Here is a 24,049-nt window from a genome sequence, read left to right as displayed (position 1 = left end):
CTATTACGACAATTTGCTAAAATATTAGTGGGACTTCATCTGATTAGATAGCAGGCTGTTTTATAGCAATAGTGGTTGTTACCTGGATAAATCTTATGGGGGAATATATGTATACTAAAATTTATCTTGATGTTCTGAAGAAGAATTTTATGATTGTTATAATGGTAATCCCATTATTGGTCTTAACCTTTTTTATATGGGTAGGTATTCCCATATACATAATCGGCAATACCGTAGCTGATTTAACTGCTAATTTAGGAGTTATCCATTCTTCTATTTCACTCTCCGTTGGATTATTGTTTTCATTGTTTTTTGTGCCTATCAACTGGAAAGTTGCTAGACGCTTAGCAAAAATAAAAGAATGGACCGTAATGAATGCTTTTTTAAGGTTAGAAATAATTTGGATAATATTTATTTCACTAGTTTTTGAAATAATCGTCATTATCATTTATTGGAGCCTTTAGCTGAATGTAAAAAGGAGCTTGACTTGAAATGCAAGCTCCTTTTTTCTTACAAATTTCTACTCCATTTTAGTTAGAATACGTTTGCTTCTGCCGCTTCTGTCTTTGCCATATGAAAAGGATTATTCCCATTACGAGTAGAACCATACTGCCTAACAAAAGATTATATATGTTTGTCGCAGTATCTGGTAGCGAAATACCCTGCTTACTAGTCAGAGGCTCTTTGTCTTGATTTTTATTCACTCGAATTATTTTATCTGATTCCGAATGTTTCTCTATTTCATCCTGATTGTCGATTTCATTCCCTTTTTCATCTTGTATTGGATTAACTTCTGGCTTGGTTGGAGGTTGCTCTTGATCATTATCCCCCGTACCTGTACCTTCATCTTGATTATTTTCATCATGCTCGCCTTCAGATACATCATCCCTTCCTTTTATAAGAGACCAAATAGACGATCTTTTAGAGCCAGAATACTGATCTGTAATTCGGGTATACCAGTAGTAGGTCTTCCCCTCTTCTAACCCAGACCATGTTATTTCTGCGGTATCTCCACTTGCAACATTTTGAACAGTACCTATCTCAGAATTGGTGTACACATTAACCACAAAGGAATCTGTAGCTACACGTTTTTCCTTTGGTGTTAGATCTAGATTAATCATAAATTCATCCTTGTTCGGATACTCATCTGTATCATAGTAATTGTAATCGTCCATATATGGTGAATACGTATTAACAAAAATTCGGTTATTCGTTGAATCAAAATGTAACAAACGCATATACCCTTGACCACCTTCAGGTCCTGCTTGATAATCTGCTAACATCTGATAAACAGTTCGGTCGGGCATTCCGTCTCCATCATCATCGATTTCATCTATCAAGGTTTGAGCTTCATGATAATGACCAGACAAGACTGTCACTACATTTTCATTTGGAATAACGACTTCATTGTACAGTTTTTCACCTAAAGGATGGCGTGTTCCAGTTGCTTGTAAATATTCATGAAAGGTTAATATCGCCATGCGATCGGGATATTGAGCTAGTATCTCATTCATCCACGCAATTCCCTCCTCATCAATACCCCAGCCTAAATACATCATAATAAAGTCATTGCCATTAACCGAAATTAAATCATAATGTCCTCTGTTATTGAGATAGGAACCACCATAGTACGGTTTTTCCATAAAACGATCCTCACCAAAGTATTTATAATATTCTGTGTAGTCATTATCTTTTTGCAATACATCATGATTTCCTGCAAGCACCCCATATGGAATATTAGCATCGTCCAATGTCTTCATATACTCATCCGCATGTAACCACTGGTATTCTTGGTCTGCTTCATCGACTAAATCACCACTATGAAAGACATATTCGATGTTCATTTTTTCTTGATTTTCGGCAATCCATTGAGTTTGTCTATCATAAATATGCGGATAGCTTTCCGAATAATATTGTGTATCAGACATCCAAACAAAGGTATAATCATATTTATTTGGATTTGCAGGAATTTCATCCTGAATGATAACATGAATGGTATGGTTGTCTGCATACTTGCTCACTTCCACATAACCACTTAACGTAAAGTCATCAGTGCCTGCAATTTGGTAGTCGATCAAGTCCCATTGCGCTTTTTCGATGTTCCATGCATACATGGAGACCTTCCTACCTTCTAATGAATGACCATTCCATACTAATTCTACTTGATCATCGTTATGAACCGATTCATCTAAAGTGACATCAAAGCGATGATAAGGAAATTCAGTCGTAGAATCTGTTACTAAGTATTCCCCATCTAGTTCGGAAGCAAGCTTCAATTCTTGATTGGACAATTTTGCCCTACCAGAGATTTTCCTCGTTGCAGGTGGCTCCGTTTTAGCTGTACTTTGATAGGATATAACGGAGCTTTTATCGGATGGTTTATATTGAAATGCCTGATAAAAACCAACATCTAATTGATCTCCCATTGGGTCCTTGACTTTGACTCGTAGTTTCGGATCACCAATTTGAGTATCCGTTTGGTTGTTTGGTTCTGTTGGATTTTCCTCTACTGTATGGAACATTATTTCTTCGATTTTTGCGTTTCCAACTTTATCAATCGCTTTGATTTTCAACACGTGCTCTCCAGGTGCTAAGGAGCCAGACGATGTCATATATGGAAGGGTGATTTCTTCGTTATCTAACCATGCTTGATAACTGTCCACTCCAGCTATTTCGTCCGTTATTTCTGCATTGATCTCAAACTCACCTTTATAGGACCTATTTTCTTCCATATTGGGGCTGATGATTGGTGCCGTGTTATCGACAAATACCTTTCTTTCGATTAATTTAGTATTTTGAAGAATTTGTACGCGATGAGAACCATCTTCCACCGTAGTCGTATCCCATTGATAAGCTAAAGAATTTGCTAACCCATCCGTAATGGTAAATGTGAAATGCTCCGCTATCCGCTCTGTTCCATCATCCCCCATATCTAACACATCCGACGGATCCGGATGTGACGGATCTGTTAAAACCGTACCATCTGTCATCACTAACCGAACATTACGAAGATTAAAATCATCTCGATTCTCGCCAGGGTCTCCCTCCCATGGAGTAGCTTTATTACCAGCACGAATTGTAATAGTATTATCACCTAACTGCAGTTTTGTTGGATCAATGGGAACCGTAATCGTTTCCCATTGGGCCATCCAATCATCGAAAATATGGACAATCTCATCCCCTATTGTGACACCATTTTGGAAATAAGTGTTAATTCCGCTAACTTCAAATGCTAAATACGCTTGATGTTCCACAGCTTTATACGTATCGTTGATTACTTGTTCGTCAATTTTCATTATTAAGTCATCTGAGCTACTCTTCTCAGCTGTCCCCTTTATGATGGATTTACCAGATAAAATTTGCTCATTCTCTACATTCAATCTGAGAGGACTTTGATCCAGGTCACTTGCCACTCGGATCGTTTCAATGCCGCTTTTTACACTGTTCGTACCATCTGATGCTTGAAAATAATATTCTACATATTCTTTTCCTATGATTTCGGGAGCATAAATGCGATACTGATAAACCCCTTTTTCTTCACTCTCTTCCAGTAAGGCCTCTTTAAATTCTTTTTCATCCTCGGTTCGATAATACACAGCTACCGTTTTAACCTCTTGATTATCATTGGCACTTACTTGTAAATCAATGTTTTCCGTATGATTCACCTGAGAAATGGTCGTTATATTATCGATTTCTGGTGCTATTGTATCTTGTTGTTTTTGAACAGGTTCGTTCGGAACTTGATAGTCCTCTACTGTGCCAGGTGTTGCATCTAATTCACCTGCACTTATTTTTTCCATTACATTCGTCTTATCTACTGGATATCTATAAACAATTCCCTTATTTGCGACAACATCATCCACATTTTCTGTGTCATTATAGTAAGCGATGGAATATTCAATTCCTGTATTGGAAGCAATAATTAAACCTCTTGTGCTACCATTAGCCATCCCTGCTGATTCAATACGAACAATATCCTGATTCTCCACTAACTGGGAGCTAAAATTCGCATTGAAATCTGCTACTGTTTGATCATTATTGTGACCATTAATGATCCAGAAAACAAGTGTTTCCTTTGCTGGAATTACGACATCATCTGGAATAGATGGCCAAATCACATCACTTTCTGGATCAGTACCATAACGATATTGGATCTTGTAATCCTTTAAATTAATCGGTTGATCTGTATTATTATAAATTTCAATAAATTCATAGCCGTCAGCAGACCCTGTGTTTGTCGTATCAGGTACAACCTCTGTTACTAGTAATGGTGGTAATGCTTGAGAATCAATTTTCTCCTGATCAATTTGAATCGTAAATTCCTCTGTTTTACTCTTATTTCTACCATCTGTTGCTTCTATATAATAAGTAAGGTTTTCATCCACATGATTACCAGGTATCTCTACTGTATATTGTGAGGGATTTTCAGGATCTATCGACATTGGTAGACTGATATATTCAGAGTCTTTCTTCTTAACGTAAAGATTCGCTGATGGAATGGTATGATTGTCCACTATCTCTGCTTGAATCGAAATCGGCGAAAAAGCCTGTCCTTCCTTCACTTGTTTATGTGTAATCATTGGTGCTTCTTGGTCTATTTCTTCTTCTGGAACTTCTACAGACTCACTTGGTACTTGAACCTCATCTACCATGCCAGGTGTAGGGTCTGCTAGTACTTGATGCTTCTTCATTTTTGTAGCTTCTTCTAATGGATATTTATATTGAATAACCTTTCCATCATTATTATTATCTTCACCTAGATAATCAGCATAAACAACCTCGTTATTTTTGTGATCTTTAATAATTAAAGCACGATTTCCTCCATTCGCAAATCCAGGAAAGGATGAGCTATTAAATGGGATGACCTCTTCTTTTGTTAGATTAGTAGAAAATTGTTCGTTAAAAGCTTCTAGCTCGTTCTTTCCATTGTTATACCAGAATACTAATGTTTCTTCTGACGCTATATCTACGTCTGGTAATTCAAACATAATGTTCTTACTGGAGTCCGTGTAATGATAAATGAAATGATAATCGCTTAGATGTAAGGTTTGATTAGTATTATTATATAGTTCAAAGTATTCAAAATAATCGGTACCACCACCTGCTGTATTAGGTGAAATTTCTGTAATTAAAAGTTGTGGGTACTGAGTAAAATCCTCGTTGATCATTTTTTGTTCTTCTACTACTGTATTTACTTGCTTCTTTTCTTTTTCTATTTTTTTGACAGTGATCACATTTGGCGTATCTTTTGTTGGGTCAACTGCTCGATGATGTGCATTGGTTGCCATTATATAATACTCTATTTGTCCGGTTATGACTTCTTCTGCAGGTATCTCTGCATGATAGTTATTTGACTCCTGTCTTGACATTTCCACACTTCGATAGGATGCCTCTCCTTGATATCGATAGAATAATTTTGCTTGAAGACTTGAATCTGCATCATCAATGATAGCATTGATAGTAATGGTTGAATTTACATCGGCCTCAGAGACAGGCTTGGATTTGATTATTGGTGCATCACTAGCTGAAACAGTTACTGGTTTCTCAGGTATTTGTTGTTTATCGAGTTTACCAGGTGTGGGTTTTTGTTGCTGCTTGGAAGTTTGCATTGCGGTTGATTCTTGAGGATATAGGTAAGTAAGCGTCTTTCCTAGCTGAATATCTTCTTCTGAGAAGCTTGCTGAAACGATCTCTTGTTGATTATCACGAATACTAATCGTTTGCTTATTAGTATTGCTAAACGAAATAGCTTGATAGCTTATCACTTGTTCTTCCGTGAGCTTAGTTCCGTAATGGTGATTAAAGTCATCAATGGAAAGATTCCCTCCATTGTTCCAAGCAACCACTGTTTCACCTGGCTCAAGAGAAGTTGGTGGTAATTCGAGTATTTTTTCACCTGAACTAGCTGTAGAATGGAAAGAAATATTGTAATAATCTAATTGAATAGCTTGATTAGAATTATTGTAGATTTCGAAATAGGCAAATTGGTCATTTTCCTTACTAAAAGGCATGACCTCTGTAATTAGGATCGAAGGAACCTTTTGAAAATCGATAGAGGGGGTACCTTCTGCATTTTCTATCGAGGATTTCTCTACTTTCTCTTTTTTTTCGTCGATTTCAGGTATGTTTTTTTCTTGTTTTGTCGCAGACTCGGTTATTTCATTCGATTCTTCTACTTCCTTTGTAGATGATTTGTCTTCCTCGTTATGTATCTGATTTGGTTTCCGAGTTAATTGTTTGTCTTTACTTTCAACTGATTGCTGTCCCGAAGTTTCAGCAGAGCGTTCTTCATCTGTATTTTCCTCGATTTTCTGATTTGGACTAGCTTGTACGACTGAAAAATGAACAAATACATGAGAAAATAAAATGCATGTAATTAAAAAAACGGAAAATAATCGTGCCACTTTTTTCTTATTTCTTTTCCTCATTTGTTAAGACCTCCTGTTTCTATACTACTAACAGTATAAATGGAGGATATTAAGAAAGTTTAAAAAAATTGTAAAAATTGCAAAAAAGATGACATTGTTATGTCATTTCTTCTACCAAATTGTAATAAAGTGGGGCCCCCTATTATCGATTTGTACCGTAAATGGTCAAAAAAGATAATTGACTCTGATTAAGAAACCTTATTGGAAGCCTAGTAGTGCCTAGACCACTATCAATATAAAGGTACTTTCCCTTTTCATGCTGGAAAATCCCTTTATCCAGACTTGGGAATAAGCCTTGGTCTGGAGAAATAATGGCACCTAAGAAAGGGAGTCTTATTTGTCCGCCATGTGTATGACCACATAATATAAGGTCAGCTAGCTTTGCAGCCTTCCTATTAATGATTTCTGGTGAGTGTGAGAGCAATATACGATAACCCTCCTTTATAAATAAGCTTTCTGTCAACTGATCATTTCCCGTTGCCGCATCTGCTACCCCTACTAAGCAGATTTGGCATCGCTTGAGCTTAACAATTACTCTTTTATTATCAAGAAGTTTAACATTTCTTTGTCTTAAGCTGTTTATAAATTCCTCCCCTCTAGGATGGTCCCATTCATGGTTACCTGACACAAAATAGACGTATTGATGACTTTTAGCTAGTTGTTCAACAAAAGCAAGGATGCCCGAAAAATCTTTCGTTTTTCGATCAATCAAGTCACCGGTGAGTACGATCAGATCGGGATGAAAATTTATAATTTTTTGCAATAGTCTCGTATATTGATTAAAAAATATTTTGTTATGTATATCCGTTAATTGAACTAAACGAAATGTTTCGTCTTTTAGTCTATCTGTACCAATCGAAAGACGATTTATTTTCCAAACATTTGTATCATAGTAGCTTTTAATAAGGAGACCCCCAATGACTAATCCGGCCAAAATCTTCTTCATTTTATCACCTAACCTCTATAATTCCTTCCTACTTCAGTTATTGTTATTATAGCATTGTACATTTTATTCTTAAAAAAACTTTCAAAAGAATGTAGTATTTTTGATTTTTTCATCGTCTATATTACAGAGAACTACAGAGAGGGGGGAGAGCAATTCAAGAGGATGCTTTAATTAAGAAGGTTCAGCAGGGAAATCAGCAAGCGTTACGGATACTTATTGAACGTTATAAACACCATGTATTTAAAGTGATTTATCATGTTGTCCGTAACCCTAAGGACGCTGAGGACCTTGCACAGGAAACATTTATTAAGATGGTCGATGCTCTCCCTTCCTATCAAAATCAAGGTTTTACGACGTGGCTCAGTCGAATTGCCGTACATAAAGCTATTGATTTTAACCGAAAGAAGCAGCGTCAGAAAGAAGACCTAACTTTTTTTGATCAAGATTATCAATTAACAGATGGCCATAATCCAGAGGAACAATATTTAGCAAAACACGAACGAGAGATGGTCAGAGCTGCCATTATGGAAATGCCGGATAAATTGCGACTAGTGGTGCAACTTTATCATTTAGAGGGCTTATCTTATAAAGAAATATCGGATCAGTTAAATATGAAAGAATCAACAATAAAAATGCGGTTATATCGTGCAAGAAATTGGATGAAGGAAAACTGGAAGAAGGAGGATTTCTGATGAAACATATTCCTAAAGAGCAAATGAACTTATATATTCTTGATCAATTAACGGATGAGAATCGAAAGACAATGGAGAATCATCTATATAGCTGTGAAGCATGTCTAGATAGTTATCTCCAGCTTATGGAAAATAGTCTAGTTGAGGACTCAGTGTCTGATTTCTTTACAGAAAAAACAATAGCAAGGATTCAGCTTGATTCAAAACCATCATCCAAAAGCTCAAATGCTTCTTCCTTGTTCTCTAAAAGTATTATTCACTATGTTCTAGCAGCCGGTTTGACCTTGATTCTCATGTTTTCTGGAGTATTTGATAATATGATCAGTCTCACGGATAGAGCAGAAGTAAGCCCAAAGCAATCGTTAACTGAACAACTCATGAAAAAAACAGATCAATTATTAGAGGAAATGAAAGGAGATCATAACTAATGACAAAATCACCCATACTCGCTTTATTTCTTGCCTTGTTTCCGGGCTTTGGTCATATTTATTTAGGATATCGATGGAGAGGAGTGTTATATACTTTATTCTTCTTAGGTTCCCTTTTTTGTGGATTTATTGCAGGAATCATTGTCTACTCCGATACCTTGTTTATTGGATTTTTCTTAATTGCAGCGATAGTTTGGCTTATCAATATGATGGATATTGTCATGACACTTGTGATGAAAAAACAAGGAGGACTCGCGGGCACAACAAACAATGATCAAGCATTTACCCTAGAAGACCCTAAACAAAAGGAACGCTTTTCTACGATATTATTATCGTTTATTCCTGGAATTGGTCACTTCTATTTAGGATTAACCTATCGAGGACTTACCATACTTGCAGCATTTTTTGGTATTATTGCAATGGTGTTTTTTGTGAGTGTACTAACGAGTAGTATTTTCTTAATCTTTCTCCTTGCGATTCCTATCATTTGGATCTACAGCATGTTTGACGTAATCCAGTTGTTGAACAAAAAACAACAAGGTATTGATTTATTAGATACGACCATTTTTGATGATTTTGATAGGTTTCGTGATGATAGCAAAAAAAGCAGAATGCTAACTACCTTATTGGCAATCTTCCCGGGTGCGGGACATATGTATTTAGGCTTGCAAAATCGCGGTTTACAATTAATGGCTTCTTTTCTACTTTCCATCTATATTCTTGACGTATTACATTTAAGTATATTTTTGTTTGTTATCCCTATTATCTGGTTTTTTAGTTTTTTTGATGCCTTACAGCTAATTAATCGATCCCATGATCAAGAGTTGGAGGATATTCCAGTATTTAAACATTTAGCCAATTACCAAAAATGGTTAGGGATTGGCCTTATATTGTTAGGAGTATTTTATCTGATTGATAGTACCTTCCTCCCTATTATCGCAGATAATCTAAGGGAAATATTTAATATTGATGTATGGTACTATTATCAGCAATACTTCCAAGTCAGTATTGTATGCTTCCTATTAATCCTAGGCGGAATTAAATTGATATCCGGCTCTAAAAAGAAAGAGAAGGTGAAGAAATAATGAGAAAATGGCGTGTTGGCTCTATTTCCATGGGACTTTCCTTAATTGCACTAGGTGTAACCTTATTTTTATCCCAGCTATATAACTGGGAGGTAACGACCTTTATACTTTCTTGGATTCCAATACTCCTAATTATATTAGGCATTGAAATATTAATATATTTGCTGTTATCAAAACAAGAGCAACCTATCGTAAGATATGACGTTTTTTCTATCTTGTTTATCCTTTTTATAGGTGTCCTGACACTTGGTATTTACTTTGTTACTTCGACAGGGCTTGTGACAACGGTAAAAGAATATGTGGACACAGAAGAAGTGAACGGAATATTGCCAGAAGTAAATCAAAAGCTAAGTAAGGACATTAAAAAAGTGGTCATTGATGCGAATAATAATGGGATTGAATTGGAAGCAAACGAAACAGACGAAGTGAATATATTTGGAAGCTTTCGGTCTAATTATGAAACAAAGCTCTCACAGGATGATTATATTTCCATTAATAAAGTTGGAGATACTCTATATATCGAAATACTCTCCCCTCCTTCTAAAAATCGAATGAACCATCATTTTGTTAACTATGATGCTACTATTTCGATCCCGGGAAACAGAAAGGTAGAAGCTCGAACTTATCTTCACGAGGTTAACCTTGATTTGGCTAAATTAAAAGCAGATTGGTATATCGCCAATGCTGATATTGCATTATTAAGTGATGGAGAAGATGCTAATGTAAAAGTGACAACAGATCAACCTTATGATGAGACAAAGTCAACGGAAGGTGAAGATTTGAAAAAGAAAACGTATGGAGATGGAACGCATTCTCTTTACTTTCAGCATGTGAACAGTATTAAAGCCGTACCTTAAAATAGCATAGCAAGTTTCAGAAGCATTCAGCTTCCAATCAGCGTGTTTTTAATATACACTTGTTTTACTAATAATTAAGAGGCAGGTTACAAAGTGAACGAATTCGGCTCCATTTATTATCAAGAGGATTTGGACCATCTTATTCAAAATCATACGCTTAGTCTATTGTTCGTTTCGCAGAAAAATTGTAGTGTTTGTCAGAGTCTTTTACCACAAATTAAACAGGTTATGCAGAAGTATCCTATGGTCAAACTTGGTTATATCCGTGCAGATCAATTTCCAAGTATTGCAGGGATATATTCGATATTTACCGCCCCAGCTGTTTTGTTTTTTGTCGAAGGAAAGGAATACTTTCGGGATGTTCGCTTTGTACCAATTCAAGCATTTTCAGAAAAAGTGAACAAAATATATTCCCATTTTTATTAAATAAAACTTTGTGATTCTTAAATGAGGAGCCTATATATAAGCTCCTCATAAGCGTTTTGACTTTGTAATGGAATAAAACAATAGCACTAGTATGATTAACGACTGACCAAGGATGATGATTGCATCCCAAAAATAGACACTATTCAATGGTAATAATAACTGAGGGATAATATTCATATAGACATACACGGCTTGTGGAAGAAAATAAAAAGCAAATAAACTAAAAGTCAAAATAATTCCACATAAGAAAAAATAGCTGTACAAACGAACGGTTCTTTTTTCCTCTTGATACACTGTAGTTGTAGTATCCTCCTTGATAAAGGGCAACCATTCTCGTAAATGTTGTTTGGCATTTTCCATAAGATTATAGCACCCAGAGATATTCTCAAAAACAAAATACAGATCTGTTTTCATATAAAAACAGCACTGGTAAATCGTTTTAATAAAGATATCTAAAGCAATCATAGACAATATTCCATGGAGGATTAGTTCATCATTTGGAAGGGTGAGTTTCCATGAAAGCGCGGTAAACAGCAATACTTGATCGAAACACATCCCGCCAAGATAGAGAATATTTCTACGATGATTCGGAAGTTTCCAAGCTGCAGTAAGATCTGTTTCCATAACTACTAGCATTAGTCGATGAGCTATATTCCAATTTGTAGGCAGATTGTGAGAACGGATTGCCAAAACGTGTCCCATTTCATGTATTAATAAGAGTATTAAAGATAGAACTGCATATATTAGTACATTCCAGATCATTACATCAAAAACAAACATATCTTGATAGGTGGGTAATAATTTTGGATTTAACACAAGGAACAATATATTCATCATAAAAACTAGAAAGTATAGTTTAGATGTTACCCGATTAAATAAAAGTTTCCCAACCTTTGCAGGAATCCACTCAAAACCTCGAATTTTGTGATTTTCTTTCTTCATTTCAATTATTTTGCCATCAATCGATTGGACTAAACCTAATTCTACTAGCTGATGAGAAAAATCAAGTAAGTCTACTTCTTCCTTAGGATAAGTTTGTAATAAGCTTGCTTGAACCTGTCCCAAATTGAAACCATTGTTCATCATTTTAATTGCATCAATACAAACCTTGGGCATTTCAAAAAATTCACCAGAAATGCTTTCCTCGACAAGATAGTGCTTTTTATCTTCTTTAATCGTTAATGGGTATAGGGTTAAGGTTGATTTTAACGATATCGTCATTATTTCACCACCTAAATAGAAAGTAGGATGTTATCATGACAACATCCCACTCTCTTCATACAGAATCTACCAGTTATTAAAATATGTGCACCACCAACAAGTTACCTTATTTTGCTTAAGCTTACGAATTTTCATCGTCTCACCTCCATTTCATTCGTGTTCTTGTGTGTGATTAAAATGTTTATAATAATCCACCCAGTCTTGATAAATTTCTTTAAATAAATCGACTAGGTTGGGATCAAACTGACTTCCTTTTCCTTGCACAATTTGATCGTAAGCTACTTCTAGTGGTAGTGCCTTTCGGTATGATCTGGATGATGTCATTGCATCAAACGCATCAGCAATGGCTGTAATTCTTGACAGATGGGATATTTCCTCCCCTTTTAAACCGTATGGATAACCTTTTCCATCCCATCTTTCATGATGCTGCTCGATGACTTCGATATGTTCTGAAATCCCCTCTACTTTATGAATAGCATTAGCTCCAACAATGGGATGAGTCTTAATAATATTAAATTCCTCATCTGTTAATTTACCTGGTTTTGTTAAAATGGAATCAGGTATGTTAACTTTTCCGATATCATGTAATAAGCAAGCATAATAAAAAGTTTTTAGTTGATCCTTATTATATTTTCCTGTTGCTTTTGCTAGTATTGCAGCATAGTTTGCTACTCTTTCACTATGCCCTTTTGTATATAAATCCTTTAGTTCAAGGGTGGCAATTATTCCTTTTACTATACCATTTAACTGTCGCTCATAGGATGCTTCTGTTGCAGATACATAGTCTAAAAATCTATGTAATAATATCCACGCAACAATGGAGATAATGGATACTAATATAAGTGGAATTAACACCACAATATCCTTTAAAAAGATACCAATAATGATAAATTTTAATATTGTGCCGATAGAAACAAGATAGAAAAAATGTTTATTTACAAAAATTGGGGAAAAAAGTACAATAACTAATTCTGCTATATTGCCATTTGCATAGGAGATATCTGTACCTATGTAAGAAAGTATATCAACAACTATGTTCGTTGTGGTGAACACAAGGAAATAAATATATTTAACAGGGGCTGGATTATTCTCCTTAATTAGTTGATAAGCAATAGGTATAAGACATACTAGAACAATATATATAATAAAATCTATTATACTCTTATTATTAATTGGGGCTATTTTCCAAGGCATGTTCGGTAAAACAAAGTAATAGATAAGTTCATAGCTAAAATAAACGAAGTAAAATAGCCATAAGAACCAAATCGTTGTTCGCTTCTCTTGATTAAGTAAAAACGAATATCTGCTATTCATGTGATAATTCCTCTCTATTCCAACATATGCCGTCAAATTTCCATTTTTTTAGATAATTATTGTCATTTTCTTAAGTATAGATGAATAACAAACATCTGTAAATAAGATAGTTATTGGTAAAATGGAATAAAGAGTATCGCGCAAAAACTGTTATAACGCACAGTTTTGCATAATGAAAAGTTGACTCATGGTTTAAAAACCGTGTACAACCTTTTCATCTTTATCTTACATGATTTGATGGAAAATGACAAGGTTTTTCTACCTTTTTCTGAATTAATTTGTTTTATTATCCAAAAACAAGTGACAAAGTAGTGCAACTTTTCATCTTACGTGACGTATGTTATAATAAACAGAAGAAACTCATATAATAGTAACCCACAGCTGGCACTGTGGGTTATCGATAAGCGGTTCCCCCAGAGGGTTCGGCTGCAATTGGATTGCATAGACCTCACCTAGTCACTTTTAGGGTAAATAGGGAGGTCTATTTTTTATTGATCAATGTTACAATCAAAGCGAGTAATGCAATTAAGAATGTCCCAAAACCACTAAGAACCATGAAACTCTCATACATACTCATTGGCATCCCCCCCTTCCGTTGGGGCTAGCCGACCTCTCCTTATAAGAACATTATCTTTCTAAATTATACCATAGATTATACACGAGAACAAATGTTCTATCAGTATTTATATTTTCCTAAATGCTTTTCTTTTATACATATAAATGAGATGAATCAAACTATCGCAAAGCTTGTCAGTTATCTGTTTTATTCTTTGTTATTTTATCCTTTCACTGAAAAGATCCCACGGATATTGATCGGGTGGGAAAGAATGACATAGGGTTACTTCTTTTTGAACTGGATGCGTCAATTCTAGCACATTTGACCATAAGGCGATTTGCTGGCCTGGCTTGTTCATTTTTTCTCCATATTTCTGGTCTCCATACAAAGGATAGCCCCTAGATGCAAATTGAACACGAATTTGATGTGGTCTTCCCGTTTGAAGACGAATTTTCACAAGACTTAGACCTTTGGCACTTGCTAAAACTGTATAATCCAAAATGGCTTTTTTTGCCTTTTTCTCGGATGATGCCACAATATGGGTCTTATTTTCATTGCGATCTTTCATTAAATAATCTTCAAGTGTACCAATTTCTTTATGGGGAATTCCTCGTACGACAGCGAGATAGGTTTTCTTGATTTCATTTTTTCTTATCGAATCAGATAAACGGGATGCTGCTTTTGATGTTTTAGCAAAAACCATTACTCCACCTACTGGACGGTCAAGTCGATGAACTAGTCCAAGATAAACATTTCCAGGTTTATTATATCTTCTTTTTATATCTTGCTTAAGAAAATTTAATAGATCTGGATCCTTCGACTTATCTGCTTGTACTGGGATATTTATTGGCTTTTCTACTACTAGCAAGTGATTATCCTCATATAATATTGGAACTTCCATACTTCCCTACTCCTTTTTCGATGTTATTTCTTTAGCATAACATAGTTAAACCCGAAACTGAATGTGCACACTTGTTATCAACTACTCTATATGAATTAAGCACGAGTTATATGAAAATGGTTTATCTTATTATTTTCTACCTTTCGTAATCTGATTTAAATTAGTTAGAATTGTAGGCATTTTTAATACAATATAACAATGGTAACTAACGAAATTATTTTTATAGTATTAATTACCTAATAATAAGATTGTTAACGATTACTTAATGTCAGTTTTGTAAATATTTTTAATGATAAGGCTTCCAATATTGACCATTTTATATGTGGTCTGTATAATTCATTTAGGTATAAATACTTATTAATTTGTGAATTAAATAATATATTTTACCTAATTACAACATGTGGGGGTTTTCTAATGAGAAGAGTAATAGAACTATTTCTATTGTTATGCTTATTACTTTTGGCGGGTTGTTCTGAAAATGAACTATCATCCAATCTTGATAACAAACTAAGAATTGGTGTAATGCTTTCCGATGCAGGTCTTGGTGACCAATCATTTAGTGATTCAGCCTTTAATGGCTTAGAGAAAGCAAGAGAAGAATTAGGCATTCTCTTTGACTACCGTGAATTAAAGGAAGTTGGCGATTATGAAACAGGATTGCAAGAGTTAATCGATCAAGGAAATGATCTAATTGTTGGTTTAGGCTACATGATTGAAGAAGATTTAAAGAAGGTAGCAGAAAAATATCCTGATAAACAATTTGTCATTGTTGATGCTGTGGTAGATTTACCGAATGTAACAAGTGTGACATTCAAAGAACATGAAGGTAGCTTTTTAATTGGAGCAATAGCTGGTATGAGAACCAATTCTGATATTGTTGGATTTGTTGGAGGCTCAGATACTCCGCTTATTCGCAAATTTTTAAATGGCTTTAGCCAAGGTGTTGCTGCAACCAATCCTGAGGCAGTGGTACTCCACCATTTTGCAGAAGACTTTAATAATGACAAACTTGGAGAAGAATTAGCCAAGGAATTGATTAATGATGGTGCTGACTTTATTTATCCGTCAGCAGGATTTACCGGTGTAGGTGTTATAAACATTGCACAGCAGGAAGGAATTTACTCATTTGGGGTGGATTCAGATCAATATTATCTTGGTGAGAAAACAGTAGTCACCTCCATGCTGAAAAATATTGATGTAGCAATGTACAAGCTTGCCAAAGAACTTGTTGAAAATGGGCAAGTAGCTGATGGACATATTACACTTGGCTTAGCAGACGATGGTGTTGGCATCGCTCCTATTCGTGTTATTTCTCTAACTAAGGAAGAAACCGAGCAAATAGAGAAGCTTACAGAAAAAATAAAAACTAATGCTATCACCGTATCAGAATAAAGAGAGGCTGAAATTCAATGAAATTAAAATATCAGTTAGGACTAATTGCATTTTTACCTATTATCAGCTCTACCATTATTATCGGACTGATCATTGTTCAAATGATGAATATTCAATCATCTAATTCAGAAAAAGTAGAACAATTAGTCAATGTCGAGAAGGTTAATAGCTCTATTCTATCAGTGGAACAAGAGCTGATGAGCTTCTCCTTAAATCGAACAGATGCTGCAGCAGAATCCATTCAGTCCAAATTAGAAAGTACGAAATCTTATCTTAATCTATTAGAGCAAGGAAGCACGAAATCTGAAAAAGATCAATTAACATTAATAGATGAAAAATTTCAACAACTATCAGAGGATGTTGTGCTTGCATTAGAAGATAAGGATAGTGCAGAAGCAAAACGTCAATCAATCCGTACACACGGTATTCAAAACGATATCCATCTTTTACAATTAATGGTCGAAGAGAATTATCAGCATGCACAGATACAATTAAAATCAACTATCCAATCCATTATTCTTTTTGCGATTATTTCTACCATTATTCTACTTACTGGAACGATTATATTTGCCTTGATTATGTCAAAAAGGATTGTTACTCCAATAACGAAATTAACGAACGTTGCTGATAAAATTGCCAAAGGAGACTTGACATCCTCTATTATGAAAACAAAGCGAAAGGATGAAATTGGGACACTTCAAAATCGCTTTATTCAGATGAAGGAGGATCTCCTTACATTGATTACTAACTTAATCGACACATCTCAAAGTGTTGCAGCATCAAGTGAGCAACTGAGTGCCAATGCGGACGAAACAGCCTATACGACAGAACAAATTGCTAAGACAATTCAAGAAATATCAAATGATTCCCATACACAATTAGTAAGTGTAAAAGAAGCAACAGAAAATGTTACGAATATCTCAGAGGATATTGATGCAATCTCTGAGGGAATGGGGCGAGTGATTAGCTCCTCAGAAAAAGCACATCAATTTTCTTCAGACGGATTAGCTTCCGTGAGAAGTGTTAATGAACAGATGGAGATCATCAATCAAAATTCCGAAAAAACAACATCGATTATGAAAAGTCTTGAAAGCCACGCCACGCAAATCAACAAAATAGTAGATATGATAACTAATATTGCAGAGCAGACCAATCTTTTAGCTTTAAATGCAGGAATTGAAGCTGCACGTGCTGGAGAACATGGGAGAGGTTTTGCCGTTGTAGCTGAAGAGGTAAGAAAATTAGCAGAAGAATCAAATCAATCTGCACAACAAATCAATCATTTAATTGATTTAATTCAGTCGACCATGCAAGAAGCAATCGAATCGACGACAAGCAGTAATCAAGCTGTGCAAAAAGGGTCTTCATTAGTAATGGAAACCAATAATGCTTTTGATCAAATCACCGATTCGGTTGCAAGTGTTCAAAAAAGGGTTCATCAAGTGACCAATTCGCTTGAGCAATTGATTTCTGTTCGTCAAAAATTAATACACTCTATGGAACATGTTACGAACATTAGTGAGGATACATCTGTCCATTCTCAAGAGGTTGCTAGTGCAACAGAACAACAAACCGCAACAATTCAAGAAGTTTCCGCAGCTACAAGAACTTTAGCCAATATGGCACAAGGTCTACAGGAAAATGTGAGTCGTTTTAAAATCTAATCTCTCATAAAAACGAAGGCTTAAACATGTCTTATGACAATAGCCTTCGTTTTTCAATCTACTAACTCCAAATACTTTTTCTTTCTGACCGTTTGACAAATTTACTCGACATCGCTTTAAGTCTCGCCTTTAACAAAAGCCTTCTTCCCTCTGGTGTTCTAGTGTAGATCATTTTTGCACTACCGATCTGTTTATTCCATCTAGCTAGTAATTTTTCTACATACTCTTTCTTTCTACCAATCTCCTCAGGAACGGCATGATAGTCATGACGAACCCATAAACGTTTTCCCGATTGACGATGTAAAAGATATCTTGGATTATCAATGGGATCTAATAATTCCTGTAAAGCATCAATGAATACTTTTTGTTCATAAGTAGTTCCTTGTTCCAAATAACAAGATAAACTACCATCGTCTCCTTTATTAATGATAATTTTATTTCTATCCAACGAAGTATGAAGGAGCCCAATATCATATAATGTCAAGTAGATGGTTTCAGCTAATTGTTTCATTCTTGATTCTAAGGAGGAATTGAAAATATATATTCTTAATGCCTTCCACCAATAAGGTGCTGAGAACAACAGCCCTAACAAAAATCCGATACATAAAGTTACTATGATTTCTTCCAAAGATGAGGTGTAATAGCCATATTCCCCCATTTCGACAAAAGCACTTGCCAGGATTACGACAGACATAATGATTAATGATTTCAATGTGTTTCGGAACATAAATAGTGGAGGTAAATTTTTTTGGCTCACTCCCATTTCAATTCGTTTCTTTTCTCCTTTCGCTACTGCTTCACGCCATTTTGCAAATAAACGGCTTCTATTTGTTGCACGATTCTTCATTAGTTTATTTGTTTCGTGTATATCTTGTTGTCGGAAAGGTGGTGCTAGCATTCTAAGTCGTTGGATTCCTGATTGAATGACAGCTATTTCTGCATCAACACCTGTTAGTGAATCAAACCGACGAGTCAAGGATTGAAAATCATATCCACCATCACTTATCCCTCGATCCACACAAACAAGATGCCAAATATTCGCAACTTTTTCTTCATTCCCATTCTCTGTTCGAATAGCGCGTCCCCTCATTTGATTGGTCAGCATAAAACTACCTACATACGAAGCTAGAATTAATGTATTTACACTCGGTGCATTCCATCCTTCACCAAGTAATGCTGTCGTCCCAATTAAAACATCAATATCCCCGTTCGAGAAAATGTCAGTCATTACTTTTACCATTTTTTGTCGAGATGAGCCCTTCCAACTGATGAGAGCATAGTGAGGATCATGGTCCAATTGTTTGACAGAGAAATCTAATGAGGCTTCTTCTAATAAATGTATCGTCTCATTAGGAATTATAACTACAGAGCCTGTTAGGACTCCTAATTTGGAAGAAGTGTCCAGTTGACGACGAAGCTTTTCAAATATTGGAATGACTCCTAGTCGGATAAGTGGCTGCGCTTCCTCATTTGCCTTTGGCAAATCGTCCTGATAAATATAATCTGCTAATATTACCATTCGTAGATTTTTCTTTTGGGATTGCTTCTCTAATTGGACAATTTCGACAATACTATCAAGCTTGGAGGCACTATGTAAAAGAGTTCTTTGCATTGCTCTTGTTGCACGAAGTTTTATTTTTCTATGTTCAATAGATCCAATATGAGATAATTGTTTTTTGATACTTTTTAACGGCTCTTCCTTTGGATTCACATACTTATCTTTATATAGTAGATTGCTTAACAATTCCTCTAGCCAGTGCCGATCAAAGGAAGGAAGCTTTTCTACTTTTTCCTCCATTACTAAAAAGGGTTTTTCCCAATATGCACTATCGACTGCACGCAAATAAAGAATCATGCTTATAAAATATGGATAATTAGCAAGCTTCTCTTCTAGGTGTTCTCCATAATTCATCCACGGGTGATGCTCCATTAATGCTTGGAGGGATTGATTTTGCATTAACTTTTCTTGAAATTGTGATACCTGTTGATGAAAAGTATCAATCGGCTCCTTTTCTTTCTTTGTTAAGGAGGAGACCCAGACATAATCTTGGTGTGGACATAAATCTCCTTCTTTTACTAATGCCGCAATTTCAATTTCCTCATCGATTGGACCACAGAGTGCTATGTAGTTTTCCCATTCTGTCTTTCCCACATCATAAGGAGGGGTGGCAGTTAAAGCAACAATGGCTGGATTTTCTAATTGATCTCGTAAATGAATCGTTGTTTTCCACCAACTTGTCCGTAAATGATGAGATTCATCCAAGATCAATGTTTGAAAGTTTTGTTGAAAAAGTCTGTTAATCGATTCGTATTTTGATTGATCTTCTATGTAGATCTCTTCTTCTTCAAGATCATCCAGTTCAGGCTCTTCTGCCCCTTGCTCCATTTTATGAAATAAAGCAAAAATCCCTTGGTAAGTGGTAATCGTTAGAAATGATGGATTTTTTATATCTGTTGAAATCCAATTAGGACGTTCTTTTTTTTGCAAAAATAGCTCTGTAAAGCGGTCTGCCCATTGGTTCCGTATGGCAATCGTTGGAGCAATGATAAGTGTCGCTTTGTTTAATCTTCGCATAACTTCTAGTCCTAACACCGTTTTACCTGAACCAGGTGGAGCTACGAGATGAAGATGTCGATTAGCCAAATGCTCGTCTAAATTATTTAACACTTCTCCTTGATAGCTTCGCCAAGGAAAGCAAAAGTTAATATCATCAGGAAATTTATTCATCAATTCACCTTCCTCTCTTCATCTATGTACGATTTAGGAATGATGTTAGTTTCACTGCTCTCAGTTTAGCATATTTTTGGTATGAACCTTAAAACGGCTGGATATCCTAAATAGTAATGATCATGTTTTGCATGGAGAGGAAGAGCCATTTTGGGTCATTCCAGAAAACTACCACTGAAATTAGAGTGTCTCAAAAGAGCATTACAATCGAGACAGATACCCATTCATCCTAATGCTAAAGAGCAAGAATTAGTCAAAGCCATTCAAAGAAAAGTAAATGAAAAAAATCAAAACAATATTACAAGAACAAATGCTTATTTTCAATTTTTTCAAGCATTTCCGGAAATACAATGGGCGTTTCTAGCACATATGGTCTCAAGGAATAGTGGTTGGAACATGACAGATTTAAAGGGGAGCTATTTATCCGAGCTACTTACCGATAAGCAACAGGAATATTTTTTTAACTATTTAGAGCGAAGTAATTGGTTAATCTTTCAGGATGCCTATCCACAGCTTTTATTATATAAAGAAGCTAAGAAAAGTGGGAGGAATTTATTCCATCTTTTACCCTGTTTCGGTGTATCTGTTTTTATGCAGACCATTTGGAATACTTTTTATTCTTATCATGATAAAGAATTGCTGTCTGTAGCTCTCATTATAAATGAACAACATTATATTGAAAATCGAGTGATTCACAACTCCAATTATCGTGCAAATCTGTTGGAACTAGCCGAAATTAAATTCCAAGAATTATTACAATTAAATATGATCCTCTTTCCATATCAAGATGGGAGTAGGACGAGGTTAGTCGGGCAAGCTGTCAATCATTTCGCTGCATTAGATAAGCGAATATTATTAGGGAAACGCTTATATGAAATTTTATTTGATCCTACTTATTTTCAAAAAATCCTGACAATGGCTTGTCAACACCCTCACACAGGATCACGAGAAGATTTCTTTCCTAATCTATTCCAGAGTGAAAGGCTACGAAAAGGATTTCCCTTATATAGCCCTAAGTTACAAAGTGCTTGGGAGGATGTTCAGCACAAGCCTGCAGAGACCGGAGATTGGTATAAAGAGTGGAAAGTCCTTTACTATTTTCTTAAGGATCAAGCGCATTATTATCCAGATATTCTCGATTTATATATTAAATCTTTGCATACATTGGAACAGGCCGCTCTCCTAAAGGATAGATGGTTAAAATAATACAACCGAAGCTGTTAGGCAGCCTCTTTTGTGATACTTGCAGCGTTTAATATTAATATATAAACTGGATACACTATGAACCCACCTATTAAGAAGAGACCTGTGACAGGAGACGGTGTATCTCCCTCATTTGTTACTGGAAATAAAACCGCACAAAGATAAATAAGAAGTATAAAATAAGGAATCCAAAGGACAAGTGTCCAAAAATTAGCCTTCCTTTCCGTTAGCCATCTTTTAGATAAATTGATAATCAGAATGGAACCAACTATTAACTCGACAATTATAATGCCAATCATCCATTTTTGGACATCGTTCACTTCCGATGATAACCATCTACTTATTCTGTATGTGTTTAATATAAGCTCGAGAGGGAACCAAATCACTACAGCATAGAGCATGCTAATTATATTTAACTTAATAAAATAATGCATCATTAAGACTCCTAACACTTCCTAAATCAATTCGGACTATTAACACTGTAAGCTATCTAGCTTTTGAAAATATGCTAAAAGCTCCTTTGCACTATGCACTTCTTTATCAGCATACCATCTACTATTTTTCGGGACTTCCCTGTTTCGATGATTAAACCATACAGCCTTCCACCCTGCTTGCTTTGCACCAATAATATCTTTCTCATAAGAATCTCCAACATACACCGTTTCGTTCGGATTACAGGCTAATTCTTCTTCGACTATCTTAAAAATCTCTTTTTTTGGTTTAGCATAGCCATAGGAACCAGAAATATAAATATGCTTGCTTAATACCCATTGATTAAGCTGTAATTGCTTGATCTTCATGCTTTGATGGTCTGTCTCTCCATTTGTTAATATAGCTAACTGTTTGCTACTTTGCTTCAATAAATCAAATAGCTCTATTACCTCCGGAAAAAGCTTGATATTCGCTTGCTCTCTTGCATAGAAATGATGAAATGTAGTAGCCTTCTCTTGATCAAGCGGTATTTCAAAGTCCTCACATGCACGAATAATGCGTCCGATCTGCCAATCGAATACCGTTATCTCTCCACGCTCAGATTGATCGAAAAGCATTTCACTATAATGACGGCTAGCTCTGTATATCTGATCGATGTCTTTATATGAAAAATGATCCCCTATTAGCTTTCTAAATGTTGTATGAAAGGATAATGCCTGATCATACAAAGTGTCATCTACATCAAAAATAATCGTATCCATCGCTACCTCCTTAGGATGACAAGAATTCTTTAAGAGGCTCTCCAAGTTTTTTTACATCATGATAGCCTTTTTGATATAAATCCATTAATTTATTTTTATTTTTTTCCACTCGCCCTACTTGCAATTTTTCTGTCGGATTTATAATAAATACATTACCTTTTTTCTCTTCTTCGTAAAGGTAGTTCAACGTGTCATTATATTCGGAATGTCTTTTCTGAATTGCCTCAAGTAATCCGGGATACTGACGGTATTTTTTTCGAATATACCAATTAAAGGATTGCGGTTTCTTATAATAACCTCTATTTCGTGTTAAAATCACCACATTTTTATTGTTTCCCTCTTTCATCGACTGCTTAATCGGAATCGGTGATGTGATGCCTCCATCCATTAATACACGATTATCGAAATGGACAGCCGGTGCAACTAAAGGTAACGAGCTAGATGCTCGAAGAAGAGTAATCATATCCTGCGCATAATCTGATTTGCGGTAAAACAGTGCATCACCTGTCACACAATCTGTCACACCAACTACGAACTCCTCCTTTGCATGATGAAACGTTTCGAAGTCAAATGGGACTAGCTCATTTGGCAATGTTTCAAAAATAAAATCCATTCCAAATAACTGACGTTTCGTAATCCAATTTCGAAAAGATAGATATTCAGGGTGACTGACATAATCAATATTTACACGCTTATTTCGGTCTATCTGTCGTGCAATATAGGAGGATCCACAACAAGCACCTGCCGAGACTCCAATAACATATGGAATATAGATATTTTCCTCCATTAAATATTGTAAAACACCACCTGTATAAACCCCTCTACTTCCTCCACCTTCTAACACTAATCCTGTATTTTTCATATTATATCTCACCTAACTTTTCCTTTAAATGACAGTATCATTATCATACAACAGCCTGTCTTACATTGCTAGTATTCTAAATTGACTAAAATTTTGTAGAAAAGTCCATTCTATTGAAAGATAGCATCTTTTTCCTGTATGATAAGTACCGAT

General features: G+C 35.4%; 19 protein-coding genes. 8 read left to right on the top strand and 11 right to left on the bottom strand.

The annotated features are described in order from the left end of the window. Window positions 1-121: 121 nt before the first annotated feature. The 3 genes from ACZ5N5_RS14435 to ACZ5N5_RS14425 form a co-directional block, all read right to left on the bottom strand. Window positions 122-442: a hypothetical protein gene (locus ACZ5N5_RS14435; RefSeq protein ID WP_464372692.1), complete on the bottom strand. Its 321-nt coding sequence runs from the start codon at window positions 440-442 to the stop codon at window positions 122-124. An 88-nt stretch (window positions 443-530) separates the two neighbouring features. Then, complete coding sequence (locus tag ACZ5N5_RS14430) at window positions 531-6,428, bottom strand: lamin tail domain-containing metallophosphoesterase family protein (RefSeq protein ID WP_464372691.1); 5,898 nt, start codon at window positions 6,426-6,428, stop codon at window positions 531-533. A 142-nt stretch (window positions 6,429-6,570) separates the two neighbouring features. Then, the gene (locus ACZ5N5_RS14425; protein ID WP_109984133.1) at window positions 6,571-7,374 is read right to left on the bottom strand and encodes a metallophosphoesterase; all 804 of its coding nucleotides are present in this window, start codon (window positions 7,372-7,374) and stop codon (window positions 6,571-6,573) included. A 152-nt stretch (window positions 7,375-7,526) separates the two neighbouring features. Between ACZ5N5_RS14425 and ACZ5N5_RS14420 the strand changes: the two genes are divergently transcribed. From ACZ5N5_RS14420 to ACZ5N5_RS14400, 5 genes are all read left to right on the top strand, one after another. Continuing rightward, window positions 7,527-8,066 carry an RNA polymerase sigma factor gene (locus ACZ5N5_RS14420; RefSeq protein WP_109984132.1) on the top strand — a complete coding sequence of 180 codons (540 nt, stop codon included), beginning with the start codon at window positions 7,527-7,529 and terminating at the stop codon, window positions 8,064-8,066. Next, window positions 8,066-8,494, top strand: a complete 429-nt coding sequence (locus ACZ5N5_RS14415; RefSeq protein ID WP_464372690.1) for a hypothetical protein — start codon at window positions 8,066-8,068, stop codon at window positions 8,492-8,494. The genes ACZ5N5_RS14420 and ACZ5N5_RS14415 overlap by 1 nt, the downstream gene beginning before the upstream one ends. Continuing rightward, on the top strand, window positions 8,494-9,579 hold the full coding sequence (locus ACZ5N5_RS14410) for a hypothetical protein (RefSeq protein ID WP_109984130.1): 1,086 nt from the start codon (window positions 8,494-8,496) through the stop codon (window positions 9,577-9,579). Before ACZ5N5_RS14415 ends, ACZ5N5_RS14410 begins: the two co-directional genes overlap by 1 nt. Next, window positions 9,579-10,436, top strand: coding sequence for a LiaF transmembrane domain-containing protein (locus ACZ5N5_RS14405; RefSeq protein ID WP_277678425.1), 858 nt, complete (start codon window positions 9,579-9,581; stop codon window positions 10,434-10,436). The genes ACZ5N5_RS14410 and ACZ5N5_RS14405 overlap by 1 nt, the downstream gene beginning before the upstream one ends. Before the next feature lie 93 nt (window positions 10,437-10,529). Beyond that, window positions 10,530-10,862 carry a thioredoxin domain-containing protein gene (locus ACZ5N5_RS14400; protein ID WP_054859236.1) on the top strand — a complete coding sequence of 111 codons (333 nt, stop codon included), beginning with the start codon at window positions 10,530-10,532 and terminating at the stop codon, window positions 10,860-10,862. A 45-nt stretch (window positions 10,863-10,907) separates the two neighbouring features. Here ACZ5N5_RS14400 and ACZ5N5_RS14395 read toward each other — a convergent pair whose 3' ends face one another. From ACZ5N5_RS14395 to ACZ5N5_RS14380, 4 genes are all read right to left on the bottom strand, one after another. After that, the gene (locus tag ACZ5N5_RS14395) at window positions 10,908-12,083 is read right to left on the bottom strand and encodes a peptidase (protein WP_277678426.1); all 1,176 of its coding nucleotides are present in this window, start codon (window positions 12,081-12,083) and stop codon (window positions 10,908-10,910) included. A 150-nt stretch (window positions 12,084-12,233) separates the two neighbouring features. Then, window positions 12,234-13,397 (bottom strand): HD-GYP domain-containing protein, encoded by a 1,164-nt coding sequence (locus ACZ5N5_RS14390; protein ID WP_109984126.1) that lies wholly within the window; start codon window positions 13,395-13,397, stop codon window positions 12,234-12,236. Between the two features lie 481 nt (window positions 13,398-13,878). After that, window positions 13,879-13,974 (bottom strand): putative holin-like toxin, encoded by a 96-nt coding sequence (locus ACZ5N5_RS14385; RefSeq protein WP_219987224.1) that lies wholly within the window; start codon window positions 13,972-13,974, stop codon window positions 13,879-13,881. A gap of 196 nt (window positions 13,975-14,170) precedes the next feature. Continuing rightward, the gene (locus tag ACZ5N5_RS14380; protein ID WP_109984124.1) at window positions 14,171-14,854 is read right to left on the bottom strand and encodes an RluA family pseudouridine synthase; all 684 of its coding nucleotides are present in this window, start codon (window positions 14,852-14,854) and stop codon (window positions 14,171-14,173) included. A gap of 414 nt (window positions 14,855-15,268) precedes the next feature. Between ACZ5N5_RS14380 and ACZ5N5_RS14375 the strand changes: the two genes are divergently transcribed. Both ACZ5N5_RS14375 and ACZ5N5_RS14370 read left to right on the top strand, forming a co-directional pair. Next, complete coding sequence (locus ACZ5N5_RS14375) at window positions 15,269-16,246, top strand: BMP family lipoprotein (protein ID WP_109984123.1); 978 nt, start codon at window positions 15,269-15,271, stop codon at window positions 16,244-16,246. 17 nt (window positions 16,247-16,263) lie between these two features. Further along, window positions 16,264-17,910, top strand: coding sequence for a methyl-accepting chemotaxis protein (locus tag ACZ5N5_RS14370; RefSeq protein WP_109984122.1), 1,647 nt, complete (start codon window positions 16,264-16,266; stop codon window positions 17,908-17,910). A gap of 61 nt (window positions 17,911-17,971) precedes the next feature. Here ACZ5N5_RS14370 and ACZ5N5_RS14365 read toward each other — a convergent pair whose 3' ends face one another. Beyond that, window positions 17,972-20,638, bottom strand: coding sequence for a DEAD/DEAH box helicase family protein (locus tag ACZ5N5_RS14365; protein ID WP_464372689.1), 2,667 nt, complete (start codon window positions 20,636-20,638; stop codon window positions 17,972-17,974). A 150-nt stretch (window positions 20,639-20,788) separates the two neighbouring features. Between ACZ5N5_RS14365 and ACZ5N5_RS14360 the strand changes: the two genes are divergently transcribed. Next, window positions 20,789-21,844, top strand: a complete 1,056-nt coding sequence (locus ACZ5N5_RS14360) for a DUF2515 family protein (RefSeq protein WP_464372688.1) — start codon at window positions 20,789-20,791, stop codon at window positions 21,842-21,844. A 14-nt stretch (window positions 21,845-21,858) separates the two neighbouring features. Here ACZ5N5_RS14360 and ACZ5N5_RS14355 read toward each other — a convergent pair whose 3' ends face one another. The 3 genes from ACZ5N5_RS14355 to ACZ5N5_RS14345 are packed head-to-tail and all read right to left on the bottom strand — an operon-like array spanning window position 21,859 to window position 23,896. Continuing rightward, entirely contained in the window at window positions 21,859-22,275 is a 417-nt protein-coding gene (locus ACZ5N5_RS14355) for a hypothetical protein (protein WP_054787759.1), read from the bottom strand. Between the two features lie 39 nt (window positions 22,276-22,314). Further along, window positions 22,315-23,034, bottom strand: coding sequence for an HAD family hydrolase (locus tag ACZ5N5_RS14350; protein WP_109984119.1), 720 nt, complete (start codon window positions 23,032-23,034; stop codon window positions 22,315-22,317). Between the two features lie 10 nt (window positions 23,035-23,044). Then, window positions 23,045-23,896, bottom strand: coding sequence for a patatin-like phospholipase family protein (locus ACZ5N5_RS14345; RefSeq protein WP_109984118.1), 852 nt, complete (start codon window positions 23,894-23,896; stop codon window positions 23,045-23,047). Between the last annotated feature and the right edge of the window lie 153 nt (window positions 23,897-24,049).

It is taken from the genome of Gracilibacillus sp. JCM 18966 (assembly GCF_055392695.1).
The sequence above is the reverse complement of the archived record's forward strand: the minus strand, read 5'-3'. Positions and strand labels throughout refer to the sequence as shown.

Coding starts and splice junctions, on each gene's coding strand:
- ACZ5N5_RS14435 (WP_464372692.1), bottom strand. CDS start 442: ATGACGATTATTTCAAAAACTAGTGAAATAAATATTATCCAAATTATT.
- ACZ5N5_RS14430 (WP_464372691.1), bottom strand. CDS start 6,428: ATGAGGAAAAGAAATAAGAAAAAAGTGGCACGATTATTTTCCGTTTTT.
- ACZ5N5_RS14425 (WP_109984133.1), bottom strand. CDS start 7,374: ATGAAGAAGATTTTGGCCGGATTAGTCATTGGGGGTCTCCTTATTAAA.
- ACZ5N5_RS14415 (WP_464372690.1), top strand. CDS start 8,066: ATGAAACATATTCCTAAAGAGCAAATGAACTTATATATTCTTGATCAA.
- ACZ5N5_RS14410 (WP_109984130.1), top strand. CDS start 8,494: ATGACAAAATCACCCATACTCGCTTTATTTCTTGCCTTGTTTCCGGGC.
- ACZ5N5_RS14405 (WP_277678425.1), top strand. CDS start 9,579: ATGAGAAAATGGCGTGTTGGCTCTATTTCCATGGGACTTTCCTTAATT.
- ACZ5N5_RS14395 (WP_277678426.1), bottom strand. CDS start 12,083: ATGACGATATCGTTAAAATCAACCTTAACCCTATACCCATTAACGATT.
- ACZ5N5_RS14390 (WP_109984126.1), bottom strand. CDS start 13,397: ATGAATAGCAGATATTCGTTTTTACTTAATCAAGAGAAGCGAACAACG.
- ACZ5N5_RS14385 (WP_219987224.1), bottom strand. CDS start 13,974: ATGAGTATGTATGAGAGTTTCATGGTTCTTAGTGGTTTTGGGACATTC.
- ACZ5N5_RS14380 (WP_109984124.1), bottom strand. CDS start 14,854: ATGGAAGTTCCAATATTATATGAGGATAATCACTTGCTAGTAGTAGAA.
- ACZ5N5_RS14375 (WP_109984123.1), top strand. CDS start 15,269: ATGAGAAGAGTAATAGAACTATTTCTATTGTTATGCTTATTACTTTTG.
- ACZ5N5_RS14370 (WP_109984122.1), top strand. CDS start 16,264: ATGAAATTAAAATATCAGTTAGGACTAATTGCATTTTTACCTATTATC.
- ACZ5N5_RS14365 (WP_464372689.1), bottom strand. CDS start 20,638: ATGAATAAATTTCCTGATGATATTAACTTTTGCTTTCCTTGGCGAAGC.
- ACZ5N5_RS14355 (WP_054787759.1), bottom strand. CDS start 22,275: ATGCATTATTTTATTAAGTTAAATATAATTAGCATGCTCTATGCTGTA.
- ACZ5N5_RS14350 (WP_109984119.1), bottom strand. CDS start 23,034: ATGGATACGATTATTTTTGATGTAGATGACACTTTGTATGATCAGGCA.
- ACZ5N5_RS14345 (WP_109984118.1), bottom strand. CDS start 23,896: ATGAAAAATACAGGATTAGTGTTAGAAGGTGGAGGAAGTAGAGGGGTT.